A 13,462-nucleotide genomic window follows, 5' to 3' on the forward strand; every position below is an offset into this window, starting at 1 on the left:
ACTAGCCTGAAAGCCATGACCGCCAGTCGTTTCAGCGCCGACGTGTATGCCCGACGGCTGCAGTCCGCCGCCACCGCCGCCGCCGAAGCCGGGCTCGCCGGCTTGGTGATCAGCCCGGGCTACGACCTGCGCTACCTGATCGGGTCGCGTGCGCAGACCTTCGAGCGGCTGACCGCGCTGGTGCTGCCCGCAGACGGGGAGCCGACGGTCGTGGTGCCGCGCCTGGAGTTGGCCGCGCTCAAGGCCTCGGCGGTGCCTGAACTCGGCCTGCCGGTGCACGACTGGGTCGACGGCGACGATCCGTACCGGATGGTGGCCAACGTGATGGGCGATGTGCTGGGCGGCCGCACCCTCGAAATCGCCGTCACCGACTCGATGCCCGCGCTGCACCTGCTGCCGCTGGCCGACGTGCTCGGCGCGACGCCGGTGCTGGCGACCGACGTGCTGCGCCGGCTGCGGATGATCAAGGACGTCGCGGAGATCGACGTCCTGCGCAGGGCGGGCGCGGCGATCGACCGGGTTCACGCCAGGGTGCCCGACTTCCTAAAACCCGGCCGCACCGAGGCCGACGTCGCCGCCGATATCGCCGATGCCATTGTCGCCGAAGGACATTCGGAGGTGGCGTTCATCATCGTGGGCTCGGGGCCGCACGGCGCCGACCCGCACCACGAATGCTCGGACCGCGAACTGCGCGCCGGCGACGTCGTCGTCGTCGACATCGGCGGCCCTTATGAACCCGGGTACAACTCCGACTCCACGCGCACCTACAGCATCGGCGAACCCAGCCCTGCGATCGCGCGGCGCTACGCGGTGCTACAGCGGGCGCAACGCGCCGCCGTCGAGGCCGTGCGTCCCGGCGTGACCGCCGAGCAGATCGACGCCGTCGCGCGCGATGCGCTGGCCGCCGAGGGGTTGGCCGAGGCGTTCGTGCACCGCACCGGCCACGGCATCGGGCTGTCGGTGCACGAGGAGCCCTACATCGTCGCGGGCAACGACCTACCGCTCGAGGAGGGTATGGCGTTCTCCGTCGAACCCGGCATCTACTTCCCCGGCCAGTGGGGCGCGCGGATCGAGGACATCGTCATCGTCACCGCCGATGGCGCCGAGCCGGTCAACAACCGCCCGCATGACCTGCTTGTGGTGCCGGGCAGCTAACCCGGGCTCAAACCTCGCCGCGGTCCAGCAGGCTCGAGGAGCCAAGCACCCGCTCTACGCGGACCTCGATCACCACGCGCTTGGGGTTGACCCGCGGGGTGCGGTAGCGCTGCGCATACCGCAGTTCGGCGTCGCGGACGGCCTCGGCGTCGGTGTTGACGGTGGCCTTACCCTCCAGCGACAGCCACCGCGCACCGTCGACCTGGCTGAGCACGGCCACGCCCTGGTTCTCGGCGTTGACGGCCTTCTGGGAGCCGCCGCTGGTGATGACGCGCGCGATGTGGGTGGTCGGGTCGAAGGTGAAACCCACGGCCACCACGTGCGGGGAGTTGTCGCCGCGCAGCGTCGTCAGCATCGCCAGATGCCGCTCGGACAGAAACGCCAAGGCATCGCTGTTGAGCTTGGTGGTTGCCTTGCGACTTGATTGGGCCATCACGGCCCAACTTAGCGCAGTGGATAATCCCAGCCATGAAGGACACGGCCGACACCCCTGCGGCGTTGGTGGTGGTTTTCGGCGGGCGCAGCGAAATCGGGCTGGAGTTGGCGACCCGGCTGGCGCCCGGGGCCAGGGTGCTGCTCGCGGCGCGCCGCGCCGACGACCTCGACCAGCAGGTGGCCGCAGTGCGCGCTGCGGGTGCCGCCACCGTCGCGGTCCGCGAGTTCGACGCCGACGACCTCACCTCACACGGGCCGCTGGTGGAGTCGATCGTCGCCGAGCACGGGCCGATCGGCACCGCGGTGTTGGCGTTCGGGATTCTCGGCGACCAAACCCACGCCGAGCAGGATCCGGCGCACGCCGTGGCGATCGTGCACACCGACTTCGTCGCTCAGGTCAGCCTGCTGACCGTGCTCGCCGCGACCATGCGCGCGGCCGGATCGGGGGCCATCGTCGCGTTCTCGTCGGTGGCGGGCGTGCGGGTGCGTCGCGCCAACTATGTGTACGGCTCGGCCAAGGCCGGCCTCGACGGCTTCTGCAGCGGTCTGTCCGACGCGCTGCACGGTTCGGGGGTGCGGCTGCTGACCGTGCGGCCGGGGTTCGTGATCGGGCGCATGACCGAGGGGATGGCGCCCGCGCCGTTCGCCAGCACGCCGGCCCAGGTCGCCGACGCGACCGCGCGCGCACTGGCCAAGGGCCGCCGCACCGTGTGGGTGCCCGGAATACTGCGGCCGGTGTTCGCCGGCATGCGGTTGCTTCCGCAGTTCGTGTGGCGGAGGTTGCCGCGGTGATGAGCGCTTGCGCGAAGAACGGACGGCCATGAGCATCATCGTCGTCGGCATCGGCGCGGACGGTATGGCCGGGCTGGCACCGGCTGCACGAGCCGAATTAGCAAGGAGCACCGTCGTTTACGGGTCACCCCGGCAGCTCGACCTGCTCGACGACACCGTGACAGCGGAGCGGCGCGAGTGGCCGTCGCCGATGCTGCCCGCCCTGCGCGCGCTGCGCGACGGCGCCGACGGCGACGTGCACGTGGTGGCCAGCGGCGACCCGCTGCTGCACGGGGTCGGCAGCTCGCTGGTCCGATTGCACGGTGCACACCGCGTCACCGTGCTGCCGCACGTGTCGTCGGTGACGCTGGCGTGCGCCCGGCTCGGCTGGCCGGTGCACGACACCGAGGTCGTCAGCCTGGTCACGGCCGAACCGCATACCGCGGTGCGCCGCGGTGGCACCGCCGTCGTGCTGTCGCGCGACGCCGGCAGCCCCGCGGCCCTGGCCCAATTGCTCACCGCCACCGGCCGCGGCGACTCCGAGTTCACGGTGCTCGAACAACTCGGCGGCCCGGCCGAGCGGCGCCGCTCGGAGACGGCGCGAAAATGGGCCGCCGACCCGCCGCGCGACGTCGACGACCTCAACGTGATGGCCGTGCGCTATCTACCCGACGAGCGGCAATTCGGCATCCTGCCCGATACCGCCTACGCCAACGACGGCCAGATCACCAAACAACCCATGCGCGCAGTCACGATGGCCGCGTTGGCGCCACGGCCGGGGGAGCTGCTGTGGGATGTCGGCGCCGGCTCCGGCAGCATTGCGATCGAATGGTGCCGCAGCGGAATCGGTTGCCGGGCAGTGGCATTCGAACGCGACGAGCAGCGCCGTAGCCGGATCGCCGAGAACGCGACGGCGTTCGGGGTCAACGTCGACGTCCGCGGCGACGCGCCGCAGGCCTTCGACGACGCCACGGTGCCCGACGTCATCTTCATCGGCGGCGGGCTGACCCGCCCCGGGCTGTTGCAGGAGTGCTTCGACCGGCTGCCCGGTGACGGCCGGCTGGTCGTCAACGCCGTCACCACCGAATCAGAATCCGTTGTTGCTCAATGGTATTCGCGGCTAGGCGGTGAGCTGAGCCGCTACCAGCACTACTCCGGAGAACCGCTGGGCGGGTTCACCGGATGGCGGCCTGCATTTCCGGTCACGCAGTGGTCGGTGACCAAGCGATGACCGTCTACTTCATCGGCGCGGGTCCGGGCGCCGCCGATCTGATCACGGTGCGGGGGCAGCGGCTGCTGAACCGATGCCCGGTCTGCCTGTACGCCGGTTCGATCATGCCCGACGACCTGCTGGCGCTGTGCCCTCCCGAGGCCCGGGTGGTCGACACCGGCCCGTTGACGCTGGATCAGATCGTCACCGAGATCGCCGACGCCGATACCGCGGGTCTGGATGTGGCGCGGCTGCACTCGGGTGACCCGTCGATCTACAGTGCGCTGGCCGAACAGTGTCGTCGCCTCGACGCGCTGGGCATCGGCTACGAGATCGTGCCCGGCGTACCCGCATTCGCTGCGGCGGCCGCTGCGCTCGGTCGCGAGTTGACGGTTCCCGGTGTCGCGCAGACGATCACGTTGACCCGGGTGGCGACGCTGTCGACGGCGATGCCGCCCGGTGAGGACCTGCGCACGCTGTCGCAGTCGGGTGCGACGTTGGTGCTGCATTTGGCGGCCGCGCAGATCGACTCGATCGTGCCGGAGCTGCTGGCAGGCGGATATCGACCCGAAACACCCTGTGCGGTCGTCGCGTTCGCATCCTGGCCGCAGGAGCGGGTGGTCCGGTGCACGCTGGCCGAACTGGCCGAAAAGACCACGGCTGCGGGCATCACCCGCACCGCGGTCATCGTCGTCGGTGACGTGCTCAGCGCCGAGGGTTTCGCCGACAGCTACCTGTACTCGGCGCACCGGGTGCGCGGAGAGCGGCACTGATGCGAATCCTGTTGCTGGGCGGCACATCGGAGGCCCGCGCGCTGGCCGCACAGCTGCACCCCGACGTCGAGGTGATCAGCTCGTTGGCCGGTCGGGTGCCCGACCCCGCGCTGCCGGTGGGTCAGGTGCGGATCGGCGGGTTCGGCGGGGTGGATGGGCTGCGACGCTGGCTGGGCGACAACCCCGTCGACGCCGTCGTCGACGCCACCCACCCGTACGCCGCGACCATGACCGCGCACGCCGCCGAGGTGTGCGCCGCACTCGAGATCCCGCATCTGCTGCTGTCCCGGCCCGCCTGGCCGCCCGGTGACGCGATCCTGGTCAGCTCCGATACCGAAGCGGCGAAAACCGTTGCTGAGAACGGGTACTCGCGGGTGTTCCTGACGACCGGGCGGTCCGGCATCGCCGCGTTCGCCGGCGTCGACGCGTGGTTTCTGATCCGCGCCGTCACCGAGCCCGAGCCGGTGGACCTTCCGCGTCGCCACCAGGTGGTGCTGTCGCGAGGCCCTTACCGCTACGACGACGAGCTGGCGCTGTTGCGCGAGCACCGCATCGACGCGCTGGTCACCAAGAACAGCGGCGGGTCGATGACCAGGCCCAAACTCGATGCGGCGGACGCGCTGGGCATCCCGGTGGTGGTGGTGGACCGACCGCCGCTGCCCGCCGGGGTCATGACCGTGAGCACCGTCGACGACGCGGTCGCGTGGGTCAGGTCGACGATGTGATCAGCTCGAGCGTGCCGAGGTCGCGGATCGCCTGACAGCCCCTGCTCAGCATGGTCAGGATCATCTCGTCACCGCGTTCGGTCGACGAGGCGAACGCATAGCCCAGCGCGGTGAGCACCGGCGCCTGGACCGCGCCCAACTGGTAGTCGCGCCAACAGGTGTCGAGGTCGTAGTCAGTGACACCGTGACCGGTCAGCGCCTCGTGGTAGCGGCGCACCAGGTCGCGTTCGACGCTGGAGCGGATCTCGGGCACCAGGCTGGTCGCGGTGAAATACGTCAGGTCGCGGGCGGGCAGGCCGACGCCGACGGTCTGCCAGTCCACCACGCTGATGCGCTTGCGGTCGGGGTCGAACAGCATGTTGTCGAGCCGGTAGTCACCGTGCATCACCGCGAACCGCTGCGGTTCGGTCAACAGCCACGGGGTCACGACGTCCATTGCGGCGGAAAGGGTTTCGCGGTCCTCGGCGCTCATCGAGTCGCCGAGTTTGTCGATGGTGATCTCGGCGGCCATCTTGCACACCTCACCCATGCCGCCGGCTGCCGCTTCATCGCCGGGTTTGGGCATCGCGATGCCCGCCAGCTGCGTCCAGGCCGGATCACACCACGTCGGCGCGTGCAGGCCGGCGAGCGCCTCGACCGCCAGCGCGGCCTCCTGCTCGCTGCATCCGGCGATCTGATCACCCTGCACCGCCGGCGCCATATCGGCGAGGATCAGCACGAAATCCGTTCCGTCCTCGGTGATGTCGCTGTAGAAGCAGCCCGGGACCGGGATGGCCACCTTCTCGGCGACGTCGGTGTAGAACTCCACCTCGGAGCGGTAGCCGAGTGCCACCCGCTCCCGGACCGCGTCGTCCTGGGCGGGCAGCTTGATCGCGAACGACCCGGGCAGCGCGGTCTGCGCCGTCGCGTACGTGACCGTCGCCCGGTAGGTGGCGCCGGTCTGCCCGGTACCGATCGGCTCGACGTCGACGGCGCGCACGTCGACGCCGAGCGCCGTGCCGAGCCAGTCAGGCGTTACATCTTCGGGGCCACGTGGAATGCCGGTCACGCGCCGAACATAACACCCGCGACGCCAAAGCTCCTCAGAGTCGCGCGAGCCGCAGCCGCCACGCGTCGGGTCCGCGTTCGAGGTAATCCACCGCGACCCGCCCCGACGTCCGGTCGTAGAGCTGGCGCAGCAGCGGCACCGGATCGTGCGGGGCGACCAGCACCAGGCTGGCGCCCGCCGGAACCGCGTCGAACGCGCCGAAGACCGTCGCATGCCGGATCGCGTGCGGGACCTCGCGCACGTCGAGCACCGGCTCCTCGGCGTCGTGCGCACAGCCGCACGTGTGCCCCCCGCCGCCGTGGTGGTCGCCGAGCAACTCGTGCATCCCACCCAGAGCATCGGCGAGCGAGACGTCGGGCTCGGCGGCCACGATCGGCAGGATCCGGTCGTTCTCGTCGACCAGGTGCGCGTCGAACATCACCCGCAGCGCGTGCGCCGCCGCGGCGGCGCGCATCGGTGACGGCTCGGTGCAGATCGTGTCCACCAGGCCGGCCAGGATGCGGTGCACGGCGATCATCGACTCGATCAACGGCCGGGCCCGCTCGGTGCGAGCGGCGGCCGGATACAGCCGGTCCTCCTCCGCGGCGGCGTGCGGCAGCAGCTCGCCGGTCAGGAACTGTGCTGCGGCCGACCGCGCGGCCTCGAAGTCGCTGCCGCGCTCGGCCGCCGCCAGCATCGCGTCGGTGAGCGCCTGCAGGTGTCCGGCCAGCTCGGCGTGATGGTTCTTGACCGTTTCGGCCGCCTCCGCATCGGCAGATGTAGTGGCGACGAGCACCTCGTTGATGGTCATGGTGACTTCCTTTCCGCTGGGCTGGTCCGACACCCAGCAATTTACTACAATAATTTCCGTGGTAAATAGTGCACCGCATCTCGGCCCTCCACCGACTCCGCCGGCGGCTGGTCACGTGCCCCTGTCCGGACAGCGACTGCGGGTGCTCGAGCACGTGCGCACACACGCCCCGGTGCGGACCACCGACGCGGCCGCCGCGTTGGGGCTGCACCAGAACACCGTCCGCGAACACCTGGACGCGCTCGTCGACCACGGTCTCGTCGAACGCGCCACCGAACCCGCCGTCGGGCGCGGGCGGCCGGCCGCCCTGTATCGGCCGTCCGCCGCCGACCCCGCCCTGGCCGCCCGCGACTACGCGGGCCTAGCCACCGCGCTGGCTGGGCATCTGGCCCGCACCAGCGCCGACCCGGAGCGTGACGCCCGTGCTGCCGGTGTCGAGTGGGGACGCGAGCTGGTCGAGGGGACCGCCCGCGCCGACGGCGACCAACAGCAGGCCGTGCTCGATGCGCTGACACGGCTGGGCTTCGCCCCCGACGACGACGGCTCCGGAAACGGGGTGGCCCTGCGCCGCTGCCCGCTGCTCGATGCCGCACGCCGCTATCCGAGCGTGGTCTGCCAGGTCCACCTCGGCATCGTCGAGGGACTGCTGCAGAGCATCGGCGCACCGACCGGACCGGGCCTGGACCTGATTCCGTTCGCCGAACCCGGTGCCTGCCGGCTGTTCCTCCCCGATCCGGTGGTGAAAAGGCATGGCTGAGAAGCGAATTCCTCTTCGGTCGGTCTGGATGGTGCCGGCAGCCGTTGCGCTGTTGGCCGGTTTGGACGCCGCGCTGTTGCGCCTCGGGCTGCCCGCGCCCGTCGAAACGGTCCGGCTGGCCGAGGTGCACGGCATCGTGCTGGTGCTCGGCTTCGTCGGGACCTTGATCGCGGTCGAACGCGCCGTCGCGGCGGGACGGCGGTGGTGCTACGCCGCGCCGGCGCTGCTCGGGCTGGGCGGCGTGCTGCTCGTCAGCCCGGCGCCGTGTCACCTCGCCGATGTCACGCTGCTGGCCGGCGCCGCGCTGCTGGTGGCGGTGTACGTACCGCTGTGGCGGCGCAGTTGGGACGCCGCGGTGCTGGTGCAGGCCGCCGGCGCGGTGTTGGCGACCGGAGCGGCGCTGCTGTGGGCGGCCGGGCTGCCGACCCCGGATCTGCTGGGCTGGCTGGCCGGATTCCTGATCCTGACCATCGCCGGGGAACGCCTCGAGCTGGCGCGGGTGGCGATGCAGGGCACCAACGCGGAACTGCTGCTCGGCACGGCAGCGGCCGCGCTGGTCTTCGGTGCGCTCGCCCAACTGCTCTGGCCGACAGTCGGTTTCACGCTGCTGGGTGCAGCGGTGCTGGCCATTGCGCTGTGGCTCTTCCGGTTCGACGTCGCCAGGCGCACCGTCCACACGACCGGGTTGACGCGCTATACGGCGGTGTGCCTGCTGGCCGGGTACGCGTGGTTGCTGGTGCCCGGCTCGGTGTGGCTGCTGGTCGGGCCGGTGAACTTCGGCGGCGGCTACGACGCGATCGTGCACGCGGTGATGCTCGGTTTCGTGCTGTCGATGATCATGGCGCACGCACCGGTCATCCTGCCCGCGGTGCTGCGGCGCCCGCTGCCGTACACCCCGATGATGTACGGCCCGGTCGCGCTGCTGCACGCCTCGCTGCTGCTGCGGGTGGTGACCGGCGACGTGCGCGGTGTCGAGTGGGCGGTGCAGGTCGGCGGCGTGCTCAACATCGTGGCGGTGCTCGCCTTCGCCGCGGTAGCCGTGCGTTCGGCGGCGCGCCGACGGATCGCGGTGCCGGCATGAACCGCGGTAGATGGCATCTTCGGGTCGGGTCGATCGTATTCGCTTGGCTGGCAGCACTTGTCGGCATAGCGCTCGTGCACCGGTCGGTGCCGGTATCGGGCTGGCTGCTGGTGCATCTGCTCGGCCTCGGCGCGGCGAGCAACGCGATCCTGATCTGGAGCCGCCACTTCGCCGATGCGCTGCTGCGTCGCCCGCCGGACCCGTCGCGGGCCGGGCAGGCCTGGGCGCTGGCGGTTTTCAACATCGGCGCCGTTGCGGTGGTCGCCGGCATGATCGTCGGCTTCTGGCCCGCGGTACTGACCGGCGGCATCGCGGTCGCTGCCGTCGCGCTGGCCCACGCCGCGACCTTGCTACGTCAGCTGCGCTGCGCACTGCCGTCCCGCTTCGGCGATACCGTGCGCTACTACATCGCTGCGGCAGCGCTGCTTTCGGTCGGCGCCGGCCTCGGCGTGGCGATGGCCAACGCGACATTGCCTGGCGCGCTGCATGATCGGTTCATCATCGCCCACGCGGCGGTGAACCTGTTCGGGTTCGTCGGGTTGACGGTGCTGGGCACGCTGGTGACGTTGTGGCCGACGATGCTGCGCACCCGGATGGCCGACGGCGTCGAGGTGGCCGCCCGGCGCGGATTGCCCGCGCTGGTCGCCGGGTTGGCCGCGGTGGTGTCGGGAGCGCTGGCGGGCTCACCGGCGTTCACCGCCGCCGGCGCCCTGGGTTACCTCGCCGCGACCGCATATGTGCTCTGGCCCCACCTCGACGAGGTGCGCCGCAAGCGGCCGAGCAGCTTTGCGACGCTGTCGGTGCTTTCCGGTGTGGTGTGGCTGCTGGGCTCGCTGAGCTATGCCGTCGTCGCGTTCGCGACCGCACCCACCTGGCCCGCGGTGCTGGACCGGGCCGGCCCGCTCACCGTGGTGGTGCTCGCGGGCTTTCTGGTCCAGGTGCTGCTCGGTGCGCTGTCGTATCTGACGACGATCGTGGTGGGCGGGCGTGCCGCCGCGATCGCCGCGACCACCGAACTGGAACGCGGCGCGCCGTGGCGGCTGGCGGTCGCCAACTCCGCGCTGCTGCTATGCGTGCTGCCGACCCCCAGCCTGCTGCGGGTCGCGGCGTCGGTGCTGGTGCTGATCGCCTACGGCACATTTCTGCCGCTGCTGGTGCGGGCGGTGTGGCAAGCGCGCAAACACCGCGATACGCCGTCGAAGCCGGGGCCGCCGCCGTCCGGGCCGTCGGTGCGATACCGGCTCGGCGTCGCCGCCGCGGGGGTGGGCGTCGTGGTGCTGACGGCCGCGGCCGCGGTGGCCGCCGACCCCGCCGCGGTCGGCATCGCCAGCGGGCCCCAGGCGTCGGTGACCGCCACCGGGCAGACCACCGAGGTCGAGGTGCACGTCGAGGGCATGCGCTACGTGCCCGACAACATCGACGTGCCCGCGGGCAACCGGCTGGTGGTCACGCTGGTCAACACCGGCGCTGACCGCCACGATCTGGTGCTGGCCAACGGCACCCGCACCGGCCGCCTCGCGCCGGGGGAGAGCGCCGTGCTCGACGCCGGCGTGATCGGCGCCGACGTCGACGGCTGGTGTTCGGTGGCCGGGCACCGTCAGATGGGAATGTCGCTGGTGGTGCGCGCGGTCGGCGCCGAGGCGCACCCCGGCCACCACGATGACGGCGGCGTCGCATCGATCGGCGCCGACGACATCGCGCGCAGTCTCACCGCGCACCCCGGCGCCGGTTTCGCCCCGCACGACCCGGTGCTGGCCGCCGCGACCCCCGACCACCGCGTCACGTTGTCCGTCACCGAGACCGAGCAGGAGGTGTCACCGGGAATCACCCAGCGGCTGTGGACATCGGCGGCTCGGCACCGGGCCCGACGCTGCGCGGCAAGGTCGGCGACGTCTTCGAGATCACCCTCGTCAACGACGGCACCATCGGACACTCGATCGACTTTCACGCCGGGGCGCTGGCCCCCGACGGCCCGATGCGCACGATCCAACCGGGCGAACGGCTGGTCTACCGGTTCACCGCGCCGCGCGCCGGCGTGTGGCTGTATCACTGTGCGACGATGCCGATGTCGGTGCACATCGCCAACGGCATGTTCGGCGCGGTGGTCATCGACCCGCCGGATTTGGCGCCGGTCGACCGCGAATACCTGATGGTGCAGTCGGAGTTCTACCTCGGCTCGCCCGGCGGTGAGGTCGACGCCGCGAAGGTCGCCGCCGACACCCCGGATCTGGTGGTGTTCAACGGTTATGCCAACCAGTACGACCATGCGCCGCTGACCGCGAACGTCGGCGAACGGGTACGGATCTGGGTATTGGCCGCCGGACCCAATCGCGGCAGCTCCTTTCACGTCGTCGGCGGCCAGTTCGACACCGTGTGGGCAGAAGGCGACTACCGGCTGCGGCCGGGCCCCGGCGGCGCGCAGAGCCTCGGATTGTCCGCGGCCCAAGGCGGTTTCGTCGAGCTGAGCTTCGACGAGCCGGGGCACTACCCGTTCGTCACCCACGCGATGGTCGACGCCGAACGCGGCGCGCACGGCATCATCAAAGTCGGCTAGCGAACATCTGTCGCGAGCGCTCACCTGGGTACGCAATGGCGGGCTGAAACCGTACCTAACTGAGCGCTGGCGGCATCAGGAGGGGTAGCGGCGCGGGGTGAACACCCGCTCGCCGTACCACTGGGTCTGCGACGACCCGACGATCAGCAGGCAGCGCATGTCGACGTCGGCCGGGTCCAGGTCGGCGAGGGGCACCACCTTCACCTCTTCGGCGGGGCCCGACACGTCGCGGCCGATCACCACCGGCGTGCCGGGGTCGCGGTGCTCGAGCAGCAGATCGCGCATCGCGCCGACCTGCCAGGTGCGGCTTTTCGACGCCGGGTTGTAGACCGCCAGCACCAGATCGGCGGCCGCCGCAGCGGTCAACCGCCCCGCGATCACGTCCCACGGCTTGAGCCGGTCCGACAGTGAGATCACCGCATAGTCGTGGCCCAGCGGGGCACCGACGCGGCTGGCCACGGCCTGCGCGGCCGTCATCGCCGGGATCACCCGCACGTCGACGCCGGGCCACTGCTTGGCTTCCTCGAGCACCGCGGTGGCCATCGCGAACACACCCGGGTCCCCGGAGGACACCACCGCGACCGCACGGCCCTGCTCGGCCAGTGTGCAGGCCAACCGCGCACGCGCGGACTCGTCGGTGTTGTCGCTGGGATGGCGGCGCTGGCCGTCGCGAACCCCGATGCGGTCGAGGTAGGGGCCGTAGCCGATCAGGTCGGTCGCCGCGGCCAGTTCACGGCGGCTCTGCGGCGTCATCCACGCGGTGTCGCCGGGACCCAGCCCGACGACCGCGACGCTGCCGATGGTCTGCGCGCGTCGCGGCCGGCCCGGCAGCATCGCCAGCGAGAAGTACGGGACGGCGTGCTCGTCGACCTCGCCCGCGCCCAGCACCCGCTGCGCGTCGGTGCTGGCCCGTTCCACGTAGAACGCCTCGTCGAGCCGCCCAGACGCCGAAAGCGCTTCGCGCACCGCAGGATACGAGCGACCCAGCTTGAGCACCACGGCCGCGTCGGTGTCGGCCAGGCGCCGCTTGAGCTCGTCGACGCCGAGCGTGCCGGGCAGGATCGACAGCACCTCGTCGCCCTGCACCAGCGGGGTGCCGGTGGCCGCGGACGCGGCACTCACCGACGTCACACCGGGCACGATCACCGCGTCGAACCGCTGCGTGAGCCGGGTGTGCATATGCATGTACGAGCTGTAGAACAGCGGATCGCCCTCGGCGAGCAGCGCCACGTTGCGGCCGGCCTCCAGATGGGCGGCGATTCGGTCGGTGGCCTCGCGGTAGAAGTCCTCGATCGCGCCGGCGTATCCACCGGGATGGTCGGTGGTCTCGGTGGTCACCGGATAGACCAGATGCTCCTCGATCTGGCCCGGCCGCAGATACGGTTCGGCGATGCCGCGCGCGATGCTACGGCCGTGCCGCGCGCTGTGATAGGCGACGACGTCGGCCTCGCCGATCACCCGTGCCGCCTTGACGGTCACCAGTTCGGGGTCGCCGGGTCCGAGCCCGACACCCCACAGTCTTCCGGGAACTTCGGTCATTCTTCTTCGGTGGCAATCGCGTTCACGGCCGCGGCGGCCATCGCGCTGCCGCCGCGGCGACCCGTCACGACGAGATAGGACATCCCGCGCGGCCGGTCGATGAGTTCCTGCTTGGACTGCGCCGACCCGACGAAACCGACCGGGCCGCCCAGCACCGCCGCCGGGGTGGGGGCGCCGTCGTCGAGCAGTTCGAGCAGCCGGAACAACGCGGTCGGCGCGTTGCCGATGGCCAGCACGGCGCCGCCGAGGCGGTCGGCCCACAGCTCCACCGCGGCTGCTGAGCGGGTGGTGCCCTGTCGCGCCGCCAGTTCGGGTGCCCGAGGGTCGGCGACCAGCGACACCACCTCGTTGTCGGCGGGCAGCCGCGACCGCGTGATGCCCGCGGCCACCATCGACGAGTCACACAGCACCGGTGCGCCCGCGGCGAGCGCGGCGTGGGCCTTGGTGACCACGCCCTCGCGGTAGGCGACGTGCTCGGCGACGTCGACCTGCCCGCAGGTGTGGATCAGCCGCACGACCACCCTGGCCACATCGGCGGGGAAGCGCGCCAGGTCGGCCTCGTCGCGGATGATCGCGAACGACTGCCGATAGATCTCGGCGGCGTCGCGAATGTAGTCGAGCACC

At 71.2% G+C, this 13,462-nt stretch carries 13 protein-coding genes and 1 pseudogene; 9 read left to right on the forward strand and 5 right to left on the reverse strand.

Annotation, left to right across the window (positions count from 1 at the left end; genetic code table 11):
* Positions 1-15 precede the first annotated feature (15 nt).
* Complete coding sequence (locus ABQE44_RS20825) at positions 16-1,155, forward strand: M24 family metallopeptidase (RefSeq protein WP_448431703.1); 1,140 nt, start codon at positions 16-18, stop codon at positions 1,153-1,155.
* Positions 1,156-1,162: 7 nt separating this feature from the next.
* Here the strand turns inward: ABQE44_RS20825 and ABQE44_RS20830 are convergent, their stop codons facing one another.
* A complete protein-coding gene (locus ABQE44_RS20830) occupies positions 1,163-1,588 on the reverse strand; it encodes a F420-dependent biliverdin reductase (protein WP_448394156.1) in 426 nt (141 codons plus the stop codon).
* Positions 1,589-1,623: 35 nt separating this feature from the next.
* Between ABQE44_RS20830 and ABQE44_RS20835 the strand changes: the two genes are divergently transcribed.
* From ABQE44_RS20835 to ABQE44_RS20850, 4 genes are read left to right on the forward strand one after another with little or no spacing between them, the layout of a single operon-like run.
* On the forward strand, positions 1,624-2,382 hold the full coding sequence (locus ABQE44_RS20835; protein ID WP_448394155.1) for a decaprenylphospho-beta-D-erythro-pentofuranosid-2-ulose 2-reductase: 759 nt from the start codon (positions 1,624-1,626) through the stop codon (positions 2,380-2,382).
* Positions 2,383-2,410: 28 nt separating this feature from the next.
* Positions 2,411-3,592: a precorrin-6y C5,15-methyltransferase (decarboxylating) subunit CbiE gene (gene cbiE, locus ABQE44_RS20840; protein WP_448431705.1), complete on the forward strand. Its 1,182-nt coding sequence runs from the start codon at positions 2,411-2,413 to the stop codon at positions 3,590-3,592.
* The gene (gene cobM, locus ABQE44_RS20845; RefSeq protein WP_448394153.1) at positions 3,589-4,344 is read left to right on the forward strand and encodes a precorrin-4 C(11)-methyltransferase; all 756 of its coding nucleotides are present in this window, start codon (positions 3,589-3,591) and stop codon (positions 4,342-4,344) included. The genes cbiE and cobM overlap by 4 nt, the downstream gene beginning before the upstream one ends.
* The gene (locus ABQE44_RS20850) at positions 4,344-5,069 is read left to right on the forward strand and encodes a cobalt-precorrin-6A reductase (RefSeq protein ID WP_448431707.1); all 726 of its coding nucleotides are present in this window, start codon (positions 4,344-4,346) and stop codon (positions 5,067-5,069) included. Before cobM ends, ABQE44_RS20850 begins: the two co-directional genes overlap by 1 nt.
* On the opposite strand, the gene ABQE44_RS20855 is transcribed toward ABQE44_RS20850, so the two are convergent.
* Both ABQE44_RS20855 and ABQE44_RS20860 read right to left on the reverse strand, forming a co-directional pair.
* The gene (locus tag ABQE44_RS20855; RefSeq protein ID WP_448431709.1) at positions 5,053-6,117 is read right to left on the reverse strand and encodes a phosphotransferase family protein; all 1,065 of its coding nucleotides are present in this window, start codon (positions 6,115-6,117) and stop codon (positions 5,053-5,055) included. The two genes, ABQE44_RS20850 and ABQE44_RS20855, sit on opposite strands and share 17 nt — an antisense overlap.
* 34 nt (positions 6,118-6,151) lie before the next feature.
* Positions 6,152-6,907, reverse strand: coding sequence for a DUF2249 domain-containing protein (locus tag ABQE44_RS20860; RefSeq protein WP_448431711.1), 756 nt, complete (start codon positions 6,905-6,907; stop codon positions 6,152-6,154).
* Positions 6,908-7,022: 115 nt separating this feature from the next.
* Between ABQE44_RS20860 and ABQE44_RS20865 the strand changes: the two genes are divergently transcribed.
* The 4 genes and pseudogenes from ABQE44_RS20865 (at position 7,023) to ABQE44_RS20880 (ending at position 11,299) form a co-directional block, all read left to right on the forward strand.
* Positions 7,023-7,664, forward strand: a complete 642-nt coding sequence (locus ABQE44_RS20865) for a helix-turn-helix transcriptional regulator (protein WP_448431713.1) — start codon at positions 7,023-7,025, stop codon at positions 7,662-7,664.
* Complete coding sequence (locus ABQE44_RS20870) at positions 7,657-8,745, forward strand: DUF8744 domain-containing protein (RefSeq protein ID WP_448431715.1); 1,089 nt, start codon at positions 7,657-7,659, stop codon at positions 8,743-8,745. The genes ABQE44_RS20865 and ABQE44_RS20870 overlap by 8 nt, the downstream gene beginning before the upstream one ends.
* A 1,837-nt stretch (positions 8,746-10,582) precedes the next feature.
* A pseudogene (locus ABQE44_RS20875) lies at positions 10,583-10,804 on the forward strand (multicopper oxidase domain-containing protein); the annotation flags it as partial.
* Positions 10,805-11,299: a cupredoxin domain-containing protein gene (locus ABQE44_RS20880; protein WP_448431750.1), complete on the forward strand. Its 495-nt coding sequence runs from the start codon at positions 10,805-10,807 to the stop codon at positions 11,297-11,299.
* A 75-nt stretch (positions 11,300-11,374) separates the two neighbouring features.
* Here ABQE44_RS20880 and ABQE44_RS20885 read toward each other — a convergent pair whose 3' ends face one another.
* Together ABQE44_RS20885 and ABQE44_RS20890 are read right to left on the reverse strand one after the other, a co-directional pair.
* A complete protein-coding gene (locus tag ABQE44_RS20885) occupies positions 11,375-12,838 on the reverse strand; it encodes a precorrin-2 C(20)-methyltransferase (RefSeq protein WP_448431717.1) in 1,464 nt (487 codons plus the stop codon).
* Complete coding sequence (locus tag ABQE44_RS20890) at positions 12,835-13,461, reverse strand: precorrin-8X methylmutase (RefSeq protein ID WP_448394145.1); 627 nt, start codon at positions 13,459-13,461, stop codon at positions 12,835-12,837. The genes ABQE44_RS20885 and ABQE44_RS20890 overlap by 4 nt, the downstream gene beginning before the upstream one ends.
* Between the last annotated feature and the right edge of the window lies 1 nt (position 13,462).

It is taken from the genome of Mycolicibacterium sp. XJ2546, assembly GCF_053483195.1.